Below are 18,669 nucleotides of genomic sequence, written 5' to 3' on the forward strand. Positions count from 1 at the left end.
CTCACTATGTCTGCCAAAATAGTTGAAATTCTCTCATCCGAAGAAATTCGTCGTACCTTAACTCGCCTTGCCTCTCAAATTGTGGAAAGGACGCGTGATTTGTCTCAACTGGTGCTTCTTGGTATTTATACCAGAGGTGCGTTATTAGCCGAATTGTTGGCGCGTCAGATTGAGACCCTGGAAGGTGTAGCCGTGTCAGTCGGCGCTTTGGACATTACATTTTATCGAGATGACCTTGACAAAATTGGATTGCGGACTCCAGCGAAAAGCGAAATTCCTTTTGACCTTACGGGGAAAACGGTTGTACTGGTGGATGATGTGATTTTCAAAGGACGGACGATTCGTGCTGCTTTGAACGCAGTCAACGACTACGGTAGACCAGAGGTGATTCGTTTAGCTGTATTGGTAGATAGAGGCCATCGAGAATTACCAATCCACCCAGATTTTATTGGCAAAAAGTTACCTACTGCTAAAGAAGAAATTGTCAAAGTTTACTTACAAAATTGCGATGGACGAGATGCAGTAGAGTTGATTGCAGATTAATCATTTGTCATTTGTCATTTGGAGGCAGAACTATAAAGCTTTTGGTTTGGGTTCCGGGTTCTGAATACGATTTTCAGACATTTACATTCCTCAAGCACAACGCACCCTCTCCAACCAACTGCACAAAGTTTTTTCTTTCTTTGTATGAAACCACCCTGGCTTCCCTTATAGGGAAGGGGAGTAAGATTCCAAGCCCTCTTTGCTTGCCTAACAGCAGGCTGACACCAACAGAGAGAGGAATGGAAGTAAGGTCGCGCGTGTATTCGATAATAGTAGCGCGTCTGCTATGCACGAAAATTAGTGAGAGAGTTGACCTGGGGAACATCTGAGAGTGAAGATAAAAAGGTTATATCTCGTGCCACAGTACTAAGCACATCTGATGTCGGCTTATTTCCTTTCATTTCCCTACTTTTGGGGTAAACACAGAGGGTAAGAGCGATAGGTATTAACGCGGCAAAAAACTTAAAAAAGTATGCACGGATTGCTAAAACGTGCCTGGACGCAGAGGGTTAAATGCACCGTTGCACCCCGATGAAGCGTCAAGAAATAGCTGATTAAATCAAATTTAAAGCGATTTAATCATATATTTTGTAGCAGATACTTGTGGAAAAGAAAATGCTAGGTGTAAATGTTGTTATGAAAGTTGGCGATCGCGTCCGCGTTAAAGATTCGGTAGTAGTGTATCATCATCCTGAACATCGGAATCAGCCTTTTGACATCAAAGGCACTGAAGGCGATGTAGTAGGTATTGCCACCCAATGGCGAGACAGACCCGTAAGCGCTAATTTGCCGATTTTAGTCCAGTTTAGTAAAAAGTTTAAAGCCCACTTACGTGAAAGTGAGTTAGAAGTCATCTAAATCACTTATCGGCGGCGAAACCACTGAAAAATATTCAGTTCGCCGCGCATTCTTTTAAGCTCTTGGCGGTTCTGTTCTGCTGTAGTATAATACCATTCACAATAACGCTGAAACTCTGACCGTGAACGAACTTCGTGGTAAAACTGATGGGTTGTTTGGTAAGCGGCAAATGCTTCCTCAACTTGGGGTTGAGGGGATGGCATAATATAAGGTAAATTTTTAGACATAAAGTTAATAAAGTTAGGAGTTAGGAGTTAGGAGTTAGGAGTTGGGAGTTGGGAGTTGGGAGTTGGGAGTTGGGAGTTAGAAGTTAGAAGTTTAGGCAATTACTACATTTCATAATTAACAACTCATAACTCATAATTAACAACTCCTAACTCATAACTCCTAACTTTATTAGAGCCAACCGCGTAAACGATAAACTAAAGAACCAATGTACTCTTTTAAAGCGCTGGTAAATTGGTGCAAGTTGTCTGTATCAGGTAATAAATTCAGTATAGCGGCTTTGGGAGTGTTGCCGAGTTCTTGCAGTTCACCCTCACTAACAATAAAGTCAGTGGGTGCAGGAATGGCATTAATTCCTTGACGTTGGAAAATCTTAAGCGATCGCGGCATGTGCATAGCAGAAGTAACTAATAATACCTGATTAATGCCACGAGACTCCAAAATTTTGCGGACATTTACAGCATTTTGATAAGTATTTAGAGATTCAGGTTCTTGGATAATTGCCTCATATGGAATACCAATAGATGTCAATATCGTTGCCATATCTGCCGACTCTGAGGAACCACTACCACGCCAATCGATACGCCCCCCGCTAAGAATGATTATGGGCGCTCTTTTTTGGCGATACAGTTGTGCGGCATAAATTACGCGTTCGCCTGATTCACTCAAATCGACGGTAGGTCTGGGGGGAAAAGCTGATTTGGTTGCGCCACCCAAAACCACAATCGCTTCTGCAACTGGTATTTGGGCGGGTGGAAGATTTTGCCATTCTAGCGATCGCACTAATGATTTAGCGATCCAAGCATTACTACAAAATAGCAATAAAGTCAAAGCAAAGGCAATTGCGATCGCCGCAGTGCGCGGTCGTTTCCATAATGTTACTAATGCTACTACCAAACTCACGCAGGCTAATCCTAGTGGATAAAAAAATAGTGGCAGTAATTTGGAGAGATATAAAAACATATTGGGGAATGGGGAACAGAGATTAAGGATTAAGATTAAAATAATTCTTTTCCAGCCCCCAGCCTCTTAATTTTTCTGGTTAATCCCAACTTTTATTAGTATCATCATTATTTATATTTTTAATAACCTGGTAATACCTCTCTTCTACATCTTTGTAGTCTTGTTCTTGAGAAAGTCCCTCACGGCTATCTTGTAAAATCATGTCAGCATGATGGCGCAGGCTTGCTTGATATTTAGAATTGTTGGTGTAAGTAGCAATTACAGCTATAGCTTCTAACAAACGAATAGTTACTCCTGCATCCGACTTTCCATACTGCCGAATTTGGTTAAAAGCACGGTCAACCAATCCTTTAAAATCTGCTCCTTCGGCAATGAAGCGCAACTTGTTATTGTTATCGTAGCGGTAAGGCGAAGGGAAATCTCTTTGAGCTAAGTGGCACAGCCCTGCGCTAATTCGGTCAATACAGCGAATTGCAGTAAATGGATCATTTATTCCAGGGGAAATGGCACGCAAAGCAATTTCTACTAATTGATCAATTGGAAATTCTATATCCTGTTGCTCTGTACGTTCTTTACCCAGAATAAAGGCATCGTTAATTTTTTTTGCAAGTTTTAGATTCACTCTCTCTCCAGGAAAAAGCAAGACTAAATCGCTACCTTGAACCAAAAATTTTCCCGGTTTAACCTTAAGGCGTATTAGCAAATTATGCTTACAAGCAATTTTCATCAATTCTTCATCATCAATTGCTTGTAAATAACCAGTTCCACTAGCTCGAATTGGTAGAGCTTCCTCCTCAAAAAACATCGGGATTTCTTCAACTCCAAGGCTATCTTCTGGTTCATTACGCCCAATTTTTTTGGGGAATAGCCTTTCAATTGCTGAATGTAAATCTGCACTAACATTTTGGATTACATTAGATGCCTGAATTATGGTTGAAGCATGATGGATAAAATAAATCAAAACACCAATGCTAATAATTGCGAGTAAAGTGCCGACTGTAACCGCAAGTTGTGGCACATACTTTTCGTATCCATCTCCCTCTCCATGAATTGTCCGCAGTACGAGCAAGCAGTAAATAAATGTACTAATAAATGTGCCAAGTACAATTTGATTACCCGTATCGTGCATAAAATTACGCAGAAGCCGCGGCCCAAAATTGGAAGCCGCCAACTGAAGTGCCACAATTGTAATTGAAAAGGCTGTAGCAGCAACGCTAATCATCGAACCTGCAACCGATCCTAACAGCGATCGCGCCCCATCTGCTCCACCATTGTAAACCCACCAATAATCAATTTCTACCTTGCTTGTGCGGTCAAGATAAAGCATTGTGAAAGCTAAAACAGTAGCTATCACCGCCATAACTGCTGGTATGAACCAGTAGCTGGAGTGGAGTTGATCCCAAAGCTTGCTTACCTTGACATTTCTCATTTTTCGTTGATTTGAGAATTTACCTTGCTGTTACCATCTTCTGAGAAGCGCTCTTGAGCAACTAATCTAAGCGAATCGCTGATACGGCGGGGTTTTGGTACTTCACCTTTACCAGATGGCCAACCTTCACGCTGACGAAAGCGGTTTCCATCTGTCTCTTCTGTCTGGTCATGAAATAGAATTTGTTGAGTTGGGAAAGGCAAATCAATGCCGTTTGCAACGAGTGTTTTCTTAATTGCAGTAATCACTTTATCCCGCGAAATAAGATTATCTGCCCGTCGTGGTGGATGAACCCACCAACGCACACGGATGTTAACAGTGCTTTCGGCAAGTTCCATTACCAGTACATCAGGAGCCGGATCTTTTAAAACTTCATTTACACTATGCATTGCGTCTAGCATTAACTGCTTGGCAACGTCAATGTCGTCGCCGTAGCCAATGCCCACATCGTACTCTAATCGGCGGTTTTCAAAGGCAGTATTCACCGTGACAGAATTGATAAATAATTCCGAGTTAGGAATCACAATCCGCCGACCGTCATAGGTTCTAATTGTTGTTGCCCGTGTCTCGATATTTTCAACAGTTCCCTCAAAGCCTTTAAAAACAATTTGGTCATCAATTTGGAAAGGTTCAGTCAGCAGAATTAAAATCCCAGCTAAGAAATTTTGCAAAATATCACGGAAGGCAAAACCAATTGCAACACCGCTAATTCCCAATAGTTGCACCAAATCACCGGCTTGAAATGTAGGAATCACAATGGAAAGGGCGATAAACAACCCAATCAAAATTGTTAGCCCTTGGGCTAACCTTCCTAGTACTAATCCCAGATTACGGGCGGAGCGACGGTTGCGAGTTAACCGCTTAACTAGTGCCTTAATTCTGCTAGAAATAAACAAAAAGAAGATGAAGACAATTAACGCTAAGACAATGTTCGGTAGCAAAGCTATGAACCCGTTAATCATGCTTTGAACCTTGTCCCAAGCTGTGGAGATTTCTGCATTCATGAAGTTTCCTCTTTCCTCACCAATTAATATTTATAATCGTTGACAGTTGACGGTTGACGGTTGACGGTTATCGGTCATCAGTCAACGGTCAACAGTCATCAGGTAAATGTACTAGTTTTATGCCTAACAGCTTATCCCTCTTCTGTCACTTTCCGGGAGGGCAATCTCTAGAAGCTTTATCAGTCAATCAATACAAGCTATCCTATTACAAAAACTTGGTTATTGTATTTGTTATTAGAAAAAAATCTTGCGATGCCTGCGGCAGGCAAAGCCATCGCTTCGTATACAAAAGCTCTAGATTTCAGAAATGGCAAAACTTTTCGGAGAGTGACAGAAGAGGGGTATTACTTTTCCCAAAACCTGAAATTGATAGTACTTCCAGGGGTGCGACGGTAACGACGGGCGGTTCTTCTTGTTTGCCGTTTGTTGATCCTGTCGTTCGTTGGTTCAATTTCGCCCTCTTCTGATTCTTCAACTTGCAACTGAGTTCTAGTTTCTTCCTTACTTCCCCACCAAGCAGTAATCCAGCCTCCAGCTAAAGCGCCTATTCCACCTAGCAAGACACTCATGGGTGCTGGATACCCCAAATATACAAAGCCAAGCATGAAAAATAACCAGTATTTTAGCCCTGTATCGACACCATCAGAGGAGGCGACAGTTGACGCCTGGGGGCTATTATCAGTTACATTTGTGATCCAGCTGAGGATGAAACCGCCCATGATTCCTAAGAAGATGCTCAGGGCTGGTGAGGAACCGGTCATTATTAATATAAATATTAAAAATGCCCCAAATAACAACTGAGAAAAAAAGCTGGGAGAAATACTAAAAAGGTCGCTCTTTTTGTCTGCCATAAAGTAAAAAAAGGCTATTAACTAATTACTAATGACGCTGGTAAGCGTTGGGTTAGCGTAAGCGTTGCGGTAGCGAACGCGAGTGCGTCTCGTAGAGAGGAACGAGCGTCCGTAGGATCGTCTGACTCGCTAACGCTACGCTAACGTAACTCCTAATTTTCGATTCAATTACAAATTACGAATTACGAATTACGAATTACGAATTACGAATTATTTTAATTGTGCCTGCTGTGGTTGGGTTGTATCCAAAATCTTTACGTAAGGTTGTTCCTCTTCAGTGAAAGGTTCAGCTTGTTTGATTTGTGAGGCTAATAAATCGGCGGTGGCATCAGCGATATCACCAGTGCGGTTGTTCAAACGCTCTTTTATAACTTCTAGCGGTGCTGTGCATTGGATAATCTGAAGGGAAAGTTGGTGCTTTGTAGCTTGAGCGATCGCTTCTTGCCGCAACTGCTGGCGATCGTACTTGGCATCCAAAATCACCGAAAAACCCTGTTTAGCTAGGATAATTCCCAATTCCAACAGCCGTGTGTAGGTTTTTTCGGTCATCTCAGGGGTATACAAATCATCGCCGCCTTTTTCCCACAGGGAAATTCCCCCTAAATGTTTCCGCACCGCATCAGAACGCAGGTGAATCGCTCCCATTTGACGCGCTAAATGCCTTGCTGTGGTACTTTTACCAGAACCCGACAACCCCGACATCAAAATTACTTCTCCCAGCTTTGGTTTAGTGTAGTCCCAAGCCTGTTTGTAATACTCAGCAGCAGTTTTTGTCGCTTCTTCCTTTACCGTCGCGGGTACACTCGGATCATCTAGCAAAAATGAAGTTACCTTCGCACGAACATAAGCCTGACGGCTTAAATACAAGGGTAGCACCTGTAAGCCTTCCCAGTCTCCAGTTTGCTCTATATAGGCATTCAAAAACGCATTACCCAAGTCTTTACGCTGTCGCGCTTCCAAATCCATCACCGTGAATGCCACATCGTACATCACATCGACAAAGCGAAACGGTTCATTAAACTCAATGCAATCGAACAGCAAAATTTTATCGTGCCACAGCGCAATATTTCTTAGGTGTAAATCTCCGTGACATTCACGAATATAGTTGTTGTGAATTCTGCTAGCGAATAATTCTGGACGTTCGGTAAAAAACTTATCTGTATATTGCTTTGTTTCTGTAAATTGCGCCTGTGTTTGGGGGCCACCAATATACTTTTCAGTTTGCTGATAATTCTCATCAAATGCAGCCCGGACTTTTGGCACTTCACCAAAACTGCGAATATAATCATTCGTTTGTGCTTCGGCATGATATTGAGCCACCACCCGTCCTAACTCATCTAGGTGCGTCTCATTTAACTTACCCTGCTCAAAAAGTGTACTTAATAGCGACTCTTGCGGAAACTGGCGCATCTTCAGCACGTATTCTACAGCCTCGACCGTTCCCCCTAACTGGTATTGCTCCCCTAACAAAGTTATGGGCAAAACTTCTAAATACAGTTCACCTGCTCCCCGTTGATTTAACCGTAACTCTTCCTGACAAAAATGCTGCCGCTTCTCTAAGGTAGAAAAGTCCAAAAAACCAAAATTCATCGGTTTTTTCACCTTATAGACGTAATCCCCAGTCAGCAGCACATAAGAAATGTGGGTTTGAATTAATTGAATAGGTTCTGTTACCGAATGGGGATAAAATTCAGGCTGCAACATTTGCTGAATTAAAGCTGGAAGAGTTGCTTCTGTCATCTCTGTCCTCTGCGCTCTCTGCGCCTCTGCGGTTCAAATACAAAAAAACCAGGAGTTTCCCCCTGGTGTCATCAAAAATTATTACACAGTTTACCAATTGAGTGCTGATAAGCTAATGCGCTTACATATTGCGCTATTTTCCGTGAAGACCGTCATTGGTCATTGGTCAATTGAGAATGGTGCAAGATATCAGCATATCAAGGAGAACTCGTTTTGGAAGCTTCTGGACTGCGAATAATGACATGTCCCTTGTCACTTTCTTGAATTGCCAACACCGATGGGATCTCATCAGGTTTTGCCTGAGGGGGTAATGCTCTAAATAAATAAATCCAGCCGCCACGTTCTAAGAGTAAGCGCCAGACTCTCGGCTGCTGTGGATTGCTAATATCATTATCTTCTCTGCCTCGCAAGTCATTGAATAGACCTCGATGCCTCCGGCGGGCTACGCCAACGCCAATAATGCGATAACCTTTTAAAGATGGATCTGCAAATATATCATCAAGTTTGCGTCCCACAGCAAACTTTTCTTCAGGTGTAATTAAAGCTACAACAGGCAAAGTGGATTTTTGACCAGCGTCTCGTTGTGCATCTGCAATGCCTTGCCAACGAGCTAACCAAAATATCACAATTAATACCCAGGATACTATGACTATCTCATTGACTAGCGATCGCAGAAAATCAACTGAGCGCAGTTGCCCAGAACTAAATTCAGCCAAAGATTTAAGCTGTTTAGCTGTCCATGAGCGTTTGTGTTGGGTAGCAGAGATGATGCGACTCAATAGTAATTGACTTGCAGAGACAACTGTATCACTGATAATCTTAATTAACCATAACGTTGCCTGAATAGCGTAGCTTGCCGCCGTAGGCATCGCAGCGACAAAAAAAGCGATCGCACTTTTGCATATTGCCCAGCCATCTCCGAGAAATATTTGCAGGGGAACTATTAAAAAAGACTGTGCAGGTAAATCGAGGGTATTGACTTCTAGTTGAAAAAAGTAGAAATATGACCAACGGTAAATCCAGCCTGCAAAGAAAAGCGCCGCACCCAGCAAGCCAAGTACACTGGTGAATTTACCTAAAATATTGGTTTCTTGGTTGGGGTTTGGGGCTTGGGTCATATGGGAGATGGGGGAGATGAGGGGAATGTAGAATGTAGGGTGCGTTAAGCTAAACCACATCTAGTTTGCATAATCTGAAATTGTACATTTATTGTGGGGTGGGCGTCTCGCCATTGGTGTCAACTTAAGCTAGAAATGGCTTAACTGTTGGCTGACTCACCCGCCCTGAACTGAAGTTCTTTGGCTTTCAGCTAAAGTCTACTGAAGTAGACTAAAGATTTTGGGTATATTTAGTCATCTTCAGATGACTTTTGCTATTAGCAAGGAACTTCAGTTCCTTGCGGGACATGACTTTTACGTTAAGTTGACACGTATGGCGTCTCGCCCGCCCAATATATGCAAGGTTATTTGTGGAACAGCTTACCGCGAAGCGTAACGCACCGAAAATTTCGGATGGTGCGTTAGCCTACGGCATAACACACCCTACAAAACTACAGGTGAATAATCAGTTTCTTTTAGTAATTTTACGTAAATTTGGTATCCGCTTTGGAAGTTTAATGAGAAAGTTAAAATAGTCAAATATACTGTTAAAGCCATGAAAGCTTTTTTCCAGGGATGGGTTGTGGCAATCCTAGTAATGGCAGCAGCGCTAGCAGGAAACATCCAAACTGTAATTAGCCAGGATGTTAAGACAGGAAATTTCTTGTTAACACAGACACAAATCAAAGCGGATGAATTAGAACTTGCAGTAGCGTTACCAGAGTTAGCAGAGGTCTTCTTTAAAAAGGGTGAGTCAAGCAGTGGTCGAGTAATAGGAATTGATGCCCAAGGGCAAGCACTATCAATTCAGCGTAATGACAAAACTACCACGATTCCTCTGAGCCAAATTGCAAGAGTAGTTTTCAAGAAAGAGGCATTGGCTTACAGAAGTAATAGAAGTCCAATTATCCGGGGTGGGGGAGAACGTCCTACAGGTAAGGCTGTAACTTGGAGTGGTATACCTATAAATAATTTTACTGTAAAAAATTCTACTCAAGGTCAAGCAGTGGTGAAACTGAAACCACCTGTAGTTTCCACAGCACAGTTGCAGGGTATTCAATCAGTGGCTAGAAATCGGCAATATGTGGTAGATGAAATCCAGTTCAATTCGCAACAACGAACGGTCACTATTCTGACAAAACCTTATTGAGCGTCAATTATTTCATCTCTAGGGGCGTACATCTATACCCCTAACCATTTTGACGTTCTTAACGACAGACACTTCTGGTTAATAACAAACATCGCAATATTAATAAGGAACATTGCGATGTTAATAACAAATATCACGATGTTCATCACAAACATCACGATATTAATAAGAAACATTGCAATGTTCATCACAAACATCACGATATTAATAAGAAACATTGCAATGTTCATCACAAACATCACGATATTAATAAGAAACATTGCAATGTTCATCACAAAGATCACGATGTTGGTAACGACAGCTTCTAGACCTAATTGAAAACAGCTACCTCTGCGCTATTCTATGAAAAAAATTCTCACCAGTCTTTTGGCTGTGGGCGTTTATCTAACGCCTTTAACAGTAATGCTAATGGCTCAACCCACCTGGGGACAAACTCAAAACTCCCAAGCGCAAGAAGCAGAAAGACTGCTAGAGCAAGGGAGAAAACTGACACAACAACAGGAACACCAACAGGCAATACAAATATTACAGCAGGCTTTAACCATTGCACGACAACTCAAAGACCAAAAACTAGAAGGAACTGCACTGGTTGGGCTTGGGTTTAACTACGACGCTTTAGGAGAAAAGCAAAAAGCACTCGATTTTTACAACCAAGCTCTGCCCCTAAAACGTGCTGTGGGCGATCGCTCTGGTGTTGCGGCTACACTCAATAACATCGGTAAAGTCTACGACGATTTAGGAGAAAAGCAAAAAGCACTCGATTTTTACAACCAAGCTCTGCCTCTAAGACGTGCTGTGGGCGATCGCTCTGGTGAAGCCGCCACCCTCAATAACATCGGTGGAGTCTACTCCGATTTAGGAGAAAAGCAAAAAGCACTCGATTTTTACAACCAAGCTCTGCTCCTAAAACGTGCTGTGGGCGATCGCTCTGGTGTTGCGACTACACTCAATAACATCGGTGCAGTCTACTCCGATTTAGGAGAAAAGCAAAAAGCACTCGATTTTTACAACCAAGCTCTGCCCCTAAAACGTGCTGTGGGCGATCGCACAGGTGAGGCGACTACACTCAATAACATTGGTGCAGTCTACTTTGATTTAGGAGAAAAGCAAAAAGCACTCGATTTTTACAACCAAGCTCTGCCCCTAAGACGTGCTGTGGGCGATCGCACAGGTGTTGCGACTACACTCAATAACATCGGTCTAGTCTACTCCGATTTAGGAGAAAAGCAAAAAGCACTCGATTTTTACAACCAAGCTCTGCCCCTTATTCGGGCTGTGGGCGATCGCTCTGGTGAGGCTGGCACACTCAATAACATCGGTGCAGTCTACAACGCTTTAGGACAAAAGCAAAAAGCACTCGATTTTTACAACCAAGCTCTGCCCCTTTGGCGGGCTGTGGGCGATCGCACAGGTGTTGCGACTACACTCAATAACATCGGTCTAGTCTACTCCGATTTAGGAGAAAAGCAAAAAGCACTCGATTACCTCAACCAAGCTCTGCCCCTTATTCGGGCTGTGGGCGATCGCTCTGGTGAGGCTAGCACACTCAATAACATCGGTGGAGTCTACGACGCTTTAGGAGAAAAGCAAAAAGCACTCGATTTTTACAACCAAGCTCTGCCCCTTTGGCGGGCTGTGGGCGATCGCTCTGGTGTTGCGACTACACTCAATAACATCGGTCGAGTCTACTTTGATTTAGGAGAAAAGCAAAAAGCACTCGAATTTTACAACCAAGCTCTGCCCCTTTGGCGTGCTGTGGGCGATCGCTCTGGTGTTGCGACTACACTCAATAACATCGGTCGAGTCTACGACGCTTTAGGAGAAAAGTAAAAAGCACTCGATTTTTACAACCAAGCTCTGCCCCTTAGGCGTGCTGTGGGCGATCGCTCTGTTGAAGCTCTCACCTTGGGTAATATTGGTGTACTATTCCAAAGTACAAATCGACCAACCCAAGCCATTACTAATTTGAAGCAATCTCTCCAAATCAGCTTAGAAATGCGCCGGAGTTTGCAACGGGAAAATCGCCAAAAGTTTTTACAGGAAAAGGATGTATATGCTACTGCTTTAGTCGATGTCCTTATTAATCAAAAAAAATACGCTCAAGCCTTTGAATGGGTTAACCTATTCACCACAGCCGACCTTGCTGATTATACTCGTCTCATTAATGCCAAAGTTACCAACCCAGAAGCACAGAAAGCTCTTGATAACTGGAGTAAAAAAAATCAACAATTGGAATCCCTGCGACAACAACTGCAAGAAAAGTTTTCTGAAGCATTAACTCAACAAATTCGGCAATTAGAAGCACGAGTTTATTCAGAAGCCGAAAATATCTCTCGCCGTTTTCCTGAAGTGGCAGAACTATTTGAAACTACACCCGCAGATATTAAAAACCTGACATCCTCCATACCCGCAGGAACGGTTGTAGTTCAACCTGTCTTGCTGACTAATGTGATAAATATGCCTAATAACGTCGCAATTTTTATTTTTACAAAAGGTCAATTGAGTGTTATTAAAAAATCTATTAATACCACTGAATTTAATAAACTTATTACCGATTACCTAAAACAGGTACAAAACGATGGTGATGCTGACTTCACTGAAACAGGTGACAAACTCTATGATATTCTCATTCGTCCCATCGAAGACAAAATTCAAGCTTTATCACCCAAAGAACTAAGTATTATTGCTACTGGTCAACTGCGCCATTTACCTTTTGAGACTCTTTACGACAGTAAAACCGGCCAATTTCTGATCGAGAAATATCCTGTCAACTATCTCACTCGCATTTCCAATAATTCCCTAAAATCTCCAAATGTGCAAAATGCCATACCCCGCAAACCACAAGCTGTTTTAGCATTTGGTAATCCAGTACCTCGTGACCCGCAAAATCTCCCAGGTGCAGAGGCGGAAGTCAGACAGATTAAGGAAATACTGCCAGATAGTGAAGTTTATATTCACAATGAAGCTACCCTAGAAAAGTTTAGATCCCAAGCATTACGCTTTGACTTTTTGCATTTAGCAACTCACGGCTGTTTTCAAACTGAAGACTGCAAAAAAGTGGATTTAAAAAATAATAGATTACTATTTGCTGACAACCCCTTAGACATTGCCAATGCTGCTCTTTTAGGACTACAAGGCACACAACTGATTACTCTCAGTGCCTGTCAAACTGCTGTAGTCACTAATTTTAATAGCGTAGGAATTGCAGGAGTTGCTTATATATTTGAGCGTGCTGGTGCTAAAGCTGTGATGGCAAGTTTGTGGGCGGTTGATGATGAAGCAACTCAGCAATTGATGGTTGATTTTTATCAAAATCTCAAGCAGGGGATGACGAAAGGGGAAGCTTTGCAACAAGCTAAGTTGAAGCTAATTAAAGACCATCGCCATCCTTATTATTGGTCGCCATTTGTGCTGATTGGGGATGCACGTTAAAGTAATTCGTAATTAAGTGCGTTAGGCTAAAGCCATAACGCACCGCTATCATGGTGAGTCAAAAACCATAAACTGCGTAGGTTGGGTTGAACGAAGTTAAACCCAACAAACCACCGAAAATGTTGGGTTTCGTTCCTCAACCCAACCTACTGTTTTCTAAATACAAAAAAACCAGGAGTTTCCCCCTGGTGTCATCAAAAATTATTACACAGTTTACCTAGCTTAAGAAGCTGCTTCAGTTTCTGTCCCAGCATCTTCAGCGCTAATTTGTGGTGGCAAAACGCTCACAACAAGTCGCTCTGATTCCGCTAGAGGTGTTACACCTTCAGGAAAGGCTATATCACTAATACTCAAGCTGTCTCCAATTTGCAGATTAGAGACATCGATTTCGATGACATCTGGGATGTTTTCTGGCGCACAACTCACTTGTAATTCAGAGATTACGGTGTCTAACACGCCACCCTCTTGTTTAACACCAACAGCAGTTCCCACAAAACGCAACCGAACTTCTACAGTTGTGTCGCCGTGGCCTGCAACTGCGAAAAAGCTGAGGTGGTAAGGCGTACCTTTGGCTGGATGGATCTGAAGTTCCCGCAGCAGGGTTTTGCCGCGCCAAGGTACATCAGCAATATTCAACTCAATCAAGGTGTTATTGACGGAAGCTCTTTTGAGCAAACGCTCAACAGTTTTGGCTTCAATGGTCAAAGAAATGGATTCTGTACCCTTATGACCATACAAATTGGCAGGTATCAGTCCAGCACGGCGCAAAGCTCTTGGCTTGCTCCCTTCTGGACGTTTTTGAGATTCGACTGTAATAGCCATAGAAGTTGTCCTTTGTCATTAGTCATTAGTCATTAGTCATTTGTCATTGGGCATTGGGCATTGGGCATTGGGCATTGGGCATTGGGCATTGGGCATTGATTATTCTTTGCGTCTTTGCGTCCCCGTGTCCCCGCGTCTCCCTCATCTCCCTCATCTCCCTCATCTCCCATTCCCTACGCACTGAGCAAGGTTGCAGGTGTGCCGTCGGCCTGCAATAAAGCACGTTTGGGCCCGTGGATGGGGTCTTCTACGATTATGGTTTGATCGCGGCTTGCTCCTAGTGAGACGATCGCGATCGGGACTTCCATTAATTCAGCGAGGAATTTTAGATAGTCCAGTGCTTGCGGTGGCAAGTCTTCCAGGGTGCGGCAGTCGGTTGTTGACACTTTCCATCCTGGTAAGGTTTTGTAGATGGGGCGACATCTAGCAAATTGACGAGAACTTGTGGGGAAGTGTTCGCTGCGTTGGCCATCTATGTTATATGCGACACAAACTTGGATTTCCTCTAATTCATCGAGGACATCTAGTTTAGTGAGAGCCATACAATCCATGCCGTTTATCCGCACGGCATAGCGACCGATGACGGCATCAAACCAGCCGCAGCGCCGTTTGCGTCCGGTAGTTGTGCCAAATTCGGCACCGCGCGAGCACAACATTTCTCCCAATTCTCCATCCAATTCGGTGGGAAATGGCCCTTCTCCCACCCGTGTCGTATAGGCTTTCGACACTCCAATTACTCGGTCAATCATTGTCGGCCCTACCCCTGTACCAACGCAAGCCCCCCCGGCCACAGGATTAGAGGAGGTGACATAAGGATAAGTTCCATGATCTAAGTCAAGGAGCGTACCTTGTGCGCCTTCAAACAAAATATTCCGCCGTCGCTGAATCGCATCGTATATTTTTAACGATGTATCAATAACGTAAGGGCGCAACCGTTCTGCATATCCCAAATACTGTTCAATCACCTCTTGTGCATCTAGAGGCGGCAAGTTGTAAAGCTTTTCTAAAATGACGTTTTTATAATTAATCGTCCACTCCAACTGCTCACGTAGTCCATCCGGGTTCATCAAGTCTAAAACCCGAATGCCTGTACGTTCAGATTTATCAGCATAAGTCGGCCCAATGCCCCGACCTGTTGTGCCGATCTTATGGCTTCCCCGTCGTTCTTCCGATGCCTGGTCAATCAAGCGATGATAAGGCATTGTTACGTGGGCTGTCTCAGATATCAGCAGGTGGTCAGTGGAAATATTTAGTTCTTTTAATTGGTCGAGTTCTGCAATCAAAATCTGTGGATCGATGACTGTTCCACAGCCGATAATGCAATCGGTATTTGGATACAAAATACCAGAAGGAATCAAGTGCAGCTTAAAGGTCTGACCTTTAACTACAATTGTGTGGCCAGCATTGACGCCCCCTTGGTAACGAACCACAACATCTGCGGAACGGCTGAGTAAGTCAGTTATTTTACCTTTTCCTTCATCGCCCCATTGGGCACCTATGACAATGACGTTAGCCAAGAGCTTAAATTAAGAAGTAAAGTTTCCACAAACTATAATTATTAACATATTACTGGAATCATGTCAAGCTGATTTTAGAACTACCTAGTACATCGGGCGCAAAGATAAACATATCATTTCAAATGGTGCAAGAAGCTCGGAATATAATTATGCGTGAATGCGTGAATGCGTGACTTCCGGCTTGCGGTACTAACTTGTCTGGAGAAGATATATTACCTGGTTTTGTTTTGGATTTACGGCTACTGTGCGCTTAATTACAATTCCGAACATAGAGGCGTTGCAATGTAGCGTCTCTACAAACATTATGGATAGGCAACTTATCTGATCCGAACTGCATTGGCTATACTACTGCTAGAAATGAATTTATATTAAAGATTAGCGGATTTATTTCTGACTATTATGTATAAATAATCATCCTAAAAAATCCAGATATTTACAACTTGAAGAGATTGTATTTTGTTACCCGTGCTGTCACAATCATTAAAATATTCTCAGTATTTGTTTTTAATGTTTAATTTTAACTGATGGAGGGCATCTGCGGCAGGAAGGGCGATCGCATGATCAAAAAAGGGTATCGAGTCCAAAAGCTGAAAGCAATATTCATCCTAGCATTGGCAGTTGTATTTACTAATGCTGTAGTCTCATATAGCAACACTGTTAAGCTGATTCACAACCAGCAATGGGTGACATCCTCCTATAAAGTGGTTACTCAACTTGAAAGTATCCAATCTACGCTCAAAGACACTGAAACTGCACAACGTAATTACCTAATTACAGCAGATGCAGATGAGCTAAAAACCTATCTTGCAGCTTATCAACAAACTAATAGGAATATTCAGATTCTCAGCAATTTAACTGCTGATAACCATCAAAAGCGGCAGTGGATTTCTTTGCTGGAGCCGAAAATTAGCAACAGGCTCAACATCCTGCAACAAGAGATTTCCCTCAGACAAAACCAGGGATTTGAAGCAGTTCGGCAGCGAATCTTATCTGACAAAAACAAGCAACCCGGCAAAGAAATCCAACAGCTTATTCACGACTCTTTAGAGGTAGAGCAAAATTTATTACAGCAGGGAATGCAGCAGTCGCAAGCAAGTTCCCAAAAGGCAATAGTTACATTTTTTATCGCTGCTGTTGTGGATTTAGTGCTGGTGGTGCTGCTCTATGACTTGTTGTGGCGTTATATCAGGCAACTTCAGCAGACGGAACTGGCTTTACGCCAAAGCGAAAATCGTTTACGAGCCATGATAGATGCAGAACCAGAATGCATCCAGTTAATTGCCAGGGATGGAACCCTTTTAGAAATTAATGCCTATGGGCTGGCAATAATGGAAGTGGAAAGTGCTGATGTATTGATTGGTAAACCAATTGATGCCGTAATTGTACCAGATTATAGAGCAGCCTTTGCCAACTTGCATAAAAGTGTCTGCCAAGGTAATAAGGGGACTTTGGAGTTTGAAATCGTGGGATTTAAAGGTACTCGTCGCTACATGGAAACTCATGCCGTACCACTAGGTAACGAATCTGAATCTGATGGCACGTTCATCCATTTGGCACTGATGCGAGATATAACCCAGCAAAAACAGGCAGAACAGAAAATCCGTGAACAAGGGTTGCTGCTGGATGTATCAAGTGATGCGATTCTGGTGCGAAATATCCACAACCAAATATTGTTTTGGAATCAAGGTGCTGAACGTCTGTACGGCTGGAAGAGCGAGGAAATTGTCGGTAAGAATGTTTTGCAACTTTTGTATAAAGACATTTCACCACAGCTAGAAGATGCTTACTTGAGGGTGATGAATACGGGTGAGTGGCGGGGTGAGTTGCATCAACTGACAAGGGAAGGGAAAGTAATTATCGTTGAAAGTCGGTGGATACTGATCCGAGATGATAATGGACAACCTAAATCCATTTTGAGTGTGAACACCGAGATTACGCAGCAGAAACAACTGGAAGCTCAACTTCTGCGATCGCAACGTTTGGAGAGTATCGGTACATTAGCTGGCGGTATAGTCCATGACCTGAACAATATACTATCTCCAATTTTAATGTCAGTTCAAATATTGCAGAAGAAATTGCCCGATTCGCAGAGTCAACAAATACTGCAAACTTTAGAAAATAATGTTAAACGCGGCGCTAATTTGCTCAAGCAAGTGTTATCTTTTGCACGGGGCATCGAAGGTAAACAGACAATTGTCCAAATTCAGCCTTTGATGGCAGAAATTGAGCAAATTATCACTCAAACATTCCCCAAATCCATCATTTGCCAAACAGATATCCCTAAAAATCTGTGGTATGTCCGTGGAGACGCAACTCAACTACATCAGGTGTTGATAAATTTAGTAGTTAATGCCCGCGATGCTATGCCCAATGGCGGTATATTGAGAATTGCGGCGGAAAATCTGGTGATTGGTGAACATTCTGCCCAGATAAATATTGATGCTAAAGTGGGTTCTTATATTGCGATCGTGGTGACGGATACCGGCATGGGGATGTCGGCGGAAGTCCAGCAACGAATTTTTGAACCATTTTTCACTACCAAAGAGGTAGGCAAAGGTACAGGTTTAGGACTTTCCACGGCGTTGAGTATCATTAAAAATCACGGTGGTTTTGCCAATGTTTACAGTCAGGTAGGCAGAGGGACTCAATTTACAGTGTACTTGCCTGCCTCAACATTCAGAGACACACATTTGCTGTCTCCAGAACTAGAATCAGTTACAGGAGATGGCTAATTGATTTATATGATGTCCGGGCAATTAAGCATAATACCCAAAACCCCAAAGAGCCAAAGCGCAGCTTTTATATTATGTCCGCTTGATTACTTATTAAACCCTAAGAACCCCACCCCGACAATCGTCGCTTTGTCTCCCCTCCTGCTTGCGGGGAGGGGTTGGGGGTGGGGTGTAATGACTGTGGTTAGCATAACTAATTATGCGGACATGATATTACTCCCCGCTCTTCGAGAGGGGAGGGGTTGGGGGTGGGGTTCTTTTATTATGGGTAATTTGGCGGACATGATATTACATATTTGTCTGCGT

At 42.9% G+C, this 18,669-nt stretch carries 15 protein-coding genes and 1 pseudogene; 6 read left to right on the plus strand and 10 right to left on the minus strand.

All coding sequences use genetic code 11. The features are described from left to right. Positions 1-6: 6 nt before the first annotated feature. Both pyrR and LC586_RS24745 read left to right on the plus strand, forming a co-directional pair. The gene (gene pyrR / locus LC586_RS24740; protein ID WP_229487294.1) at positions 7-543 is read left to right on the plus strand and encodes a bifunctional pyr operon transcriptional regulator/uracil phosphoribosyltransferase PyrR; all 537 of its coding nucleotides are present in this window, start codon (positions 7-9) and stop codon (positions 541-543) included. Positions 544-1,179: 636 nt separating this feature from the next. Further along, entirely contained in the window at positions 1,180-1,401 is a 222-nt protein-coding gene (locus LC586_RS24745; RefSeq protein ID WP_229487342.1) for a ferredoxin-thioredoxin reductase variable chain, read from the plus strand. 5 nt (positions 1,402-1,406) lie between these two features. Here the strand turns inward: LC586_RS24745 and LC586_RS24750 are convergent, their stop codons facing one another. From LC586_RS24750 to LC586_RS24780, 7 genes are all read right to left on the minus strand, one after another. Further along, a complete protein-coding gene (locus LC586_RS24750; protein ID WP_118165772.1) occupies positions 1,407-1,628 on the minus strand; it encodes a hypothetical protein in 222 nt (73 codons plus the stop codon). A 169-nt stretch (positions 1,629-1,797) separates the two neighbouring features. Further along, positions 1,798-2,589 (minus strand): YdcF family protein, encoded by a 792-nt coding sequence (locus tag LC586_RS24755; protein WP_229487295.1) that lies wholly within the window; start codon positions 2,587-2,589, stop codon positions 1,798-1,800. 79 nt (positions 2,590-2,668) lie between these two features. Beyond that, positions 2,669-4,018: a DUF2254 domain-containing protein gene (locus LC586_RS24760; RefSeq protein WP_229487296.1), complete on the minus strand. Its 1,350-nt coding sequence runs from the start codon at positions 4,016-4,018 to the stop codon at positions 2,669-2,671. Further along, positions 4,015-5,022 (minus strand): mechanosensitive ion channel family protein, encoded by a 1,008-nt coding sequence (locus tag LC586_RS24765; RefSeq protein ID WP_229487297.1) that lies wholly within the window; start codon positions 5,020-5,022, stop codon positions 4,015-4,017. Before LC586_RS24765 ends, LC586_RS24760 begins: the two co-directional genes overlap by 4 nt. A gap of 344 nt (positions 5,023-5,366) precedes the next feature. Further along, positions 5,367-5,873 (minus strand): hypothetical protein, encoded by a 507-nt coding sequence (locus tag LC586_RS24770; protein ID WP_229487298.1) that lies wholly within the window; start codon positions 5,871-5,873, stop codon positions 5,367-5,369. 210 nt (positions 5,874-6,083) lie between these two features. Further along, positions 6,084-7,613, minus strand: coding sequence for a bifunctional aminoglycoside phosphotransferase/ATP-binding protein (locus LC586_RS24775; RefSeq protein WP_229487299.1), 1,530 nt, complete (start codon positions 7,611-7,613; stop codon positions 6,084-6,086). Positions 7,614-7,810: 197 nt separating this feature from the next. Next, entirely contained in the window at positions 7,811-8,731 is a 921-nt protein-coding gene (locus LC586_RS24780) for a hypothetical protein (protein ID WP_229487300.1), read from the minus strand. A gap of 350 nt (positions 8,732-9,081) precedes the next feature. On the opposite strand from LC586_RS24780, the gene LC586_RS24785 reads away from it, so the two are divergent. From LC586_RS24785 to LC586_RS42755, 3 genes and pseudogenes are all read left to right on the plus strand, one after another. Further along, entirely contained in the window at positions 9,082-9,246 is a 165-nt protein-coding gene (locus LC586_RS24785) for a hypothetical protein (protein WP_229487302.1), read from the plus strand. A 20-nt stretch (positions 9,247-9,266) separates the two neighbouring features. Next, positions 9,267-9,860, plus strand: a complete 594-nt coding sequence (locus tag LC586_RS24790) for a hypothetical protein (protein ID WP_229487303.1) — start codon at positions 9,267-9,269, stop codon at positions 9,858-9,860. Positions 9,861-10,202: 342 nt separating this feature from the next. Beyond that, positions 10,203-13,292: pseudogene (locus LC586_RS42755) on the plus strand (CHAT domain-containing protein). A gap of 222 nt (positions 13,293-13,514) precedes the next feature. On the opposite strand, the gene LC586_RS24805 reads toward LC586_RS42755, so the two are convergent. The 3 genes from LC586_RS24805 to LC586_RS24815 are packed head-to-tail and all read right to left on the minus strand — an operon-like array spanning position 13,515 to position 15,631. Beyond that, entirely contained in the window at positions 13,515-14,114 is a 600-nt protein-coding gene (locus LC586_RS24805; RefSeq protein ID WP_229487309.1) for a 50S ribosomal protein L25/general stress protein Ctc, read from the minus strand. Positions 14,115-14,146: 32 nt separating this feature from the next. Beyond that, on the minus strand, positions 14,147-14,284 hold the full coding sequence (locus LC586_RS24810) for a histidine kinase (RefSeq protein ID WP_229487311.1): 138 nt from the start codon (positions 14,282-14,284) through the stop codon (positions 14,147-14,149). 3 nt (positions 14,285-14,287) lie between these two features. Continuing rightward, positions 14,288-15,631 carry an adenylosuccinate synthase gene (locus LC586_RS24815; protein WP_229487313.1) on the minus strand — a complete coding sequence of 448 codons (1,344 nt, stop codon included), beginning with the start codon at positions 15,629-15,631 and terminating at the stop codon, positions 14,288-14,290. Positions 15,632-16,155: 524 nt separating this feature from the next. Between LC586_RS24815 and LC586_RS24820 the strand changes: the two genes are divergently transcribed. Further along, complete coding sequence (locus LC586_RS24820) at positions 16,156-18,363, plus strand: PAS domain S-box protein (protein WP_229487314.1); 2,208 nt, start codon at positions 16,156-16,158, stop codon at positions 18,361-18,363. The last annotated feature ends 306 nt before the right edge of the window (positions 18,364-18,669 follow it).

The sequence above is a fragment of the Nostoc favosum CHAB5714 genome, assembly GCF_020829495.1.
GTDB lineage: Bacteria > Cyanobacteriota > Cyanobacteriia > Cyanobacteriales > Nostocaceae > Nostoc > Nostoc favosum.

Coding starts and splice junctions, on each gene's coding strand:
- pyrR (WP_229487294.1), top strand. CDS start 7: ATGTCTGCCAAAATAGTTGAAATTCTCTCATCCGAAGAAATTCGTCGT.
- LC586_RS24745 (WP_229487342.1), top strand. CDS start 1,180: ATGAAAGTTGGCGATCGCGTCCGCGTTAAAGATTCGGTAGTAGTGTAT.
- LC586_RS24750 (WP_118165772.1), bottom strand. CDS start 1,628: ATGTCTAAAAATTTACCTTATATTATGCCATCCCCTCAACCCCAAGTT.
- LC586_RS24755 (WP_229487295.1), bottom strand. CDS start 2,589: ATGTTTTTATATCTCTCCAAATTACTGCCACTATTTTTTTATCCACTA.
- LC586_RS24760 (WP_229487296.1), bottom strand. CDS start 4,018: ATGAGAAATGTCAAGGTAAGCAAGCTTTGGGATCAACTCCACTCCAGC.
- LC586_RS24765 (WP_229487297.1), bottom strand. CDS start 5,022: ATGAATGCAGAAATCTCCACAGCTTGGGACAAGGTTCAAAGCATGATT.
- LC586_RS24770 (WP_229487298.1), bottom strand. CDS start 5,873: ATGGCAGACAAAAAGAGCGACCTTTTTAGTATTTCTCCCAGCTTTTTT.
- LC586_RS24775 (WP_229487299.1), bottom strand. CDS start 7,613: ATGACAGAAGCAACTCTTCCAGCTTTAATTCAGCAAATGTTGCAGCCT.
- LC586_RS24780 (WP_229487300.1), bottom strand. CDS start 8,731: ATGACCCAAGCCCCAAACCCCAACCAAGAAACCAATATTTTAGGTAAA.
- LC586_RS24790 (WP_229487303.1), top strand. CDS start 9,267: ATGAAAGCTTTTTTCCAGGGATGGGTTGTGGCAATCCTAGTAATGGCA.
- LC586_RS24805 (WP_229487309.1), bottom strand. CDS start 14,114: ATGGCTATTACAGTCGAATCTCAAAAACGTCCAGAAGGGAGCAAGCCA.
- LC586_RS24810 (WP_229487311.1), bottom strand. CDS start 14,284: ATGGGAGATGAGGGAGATGAGGGAGATGAGGGAGACGCGGGGACACGG.
- LC586_RS24820 (WP_229487314.1), top strand. CDS start 16,156: ATGGAGGGCATCTGCGGCAGGAAGGGCGATCGCATGATCAAAAAAGGG.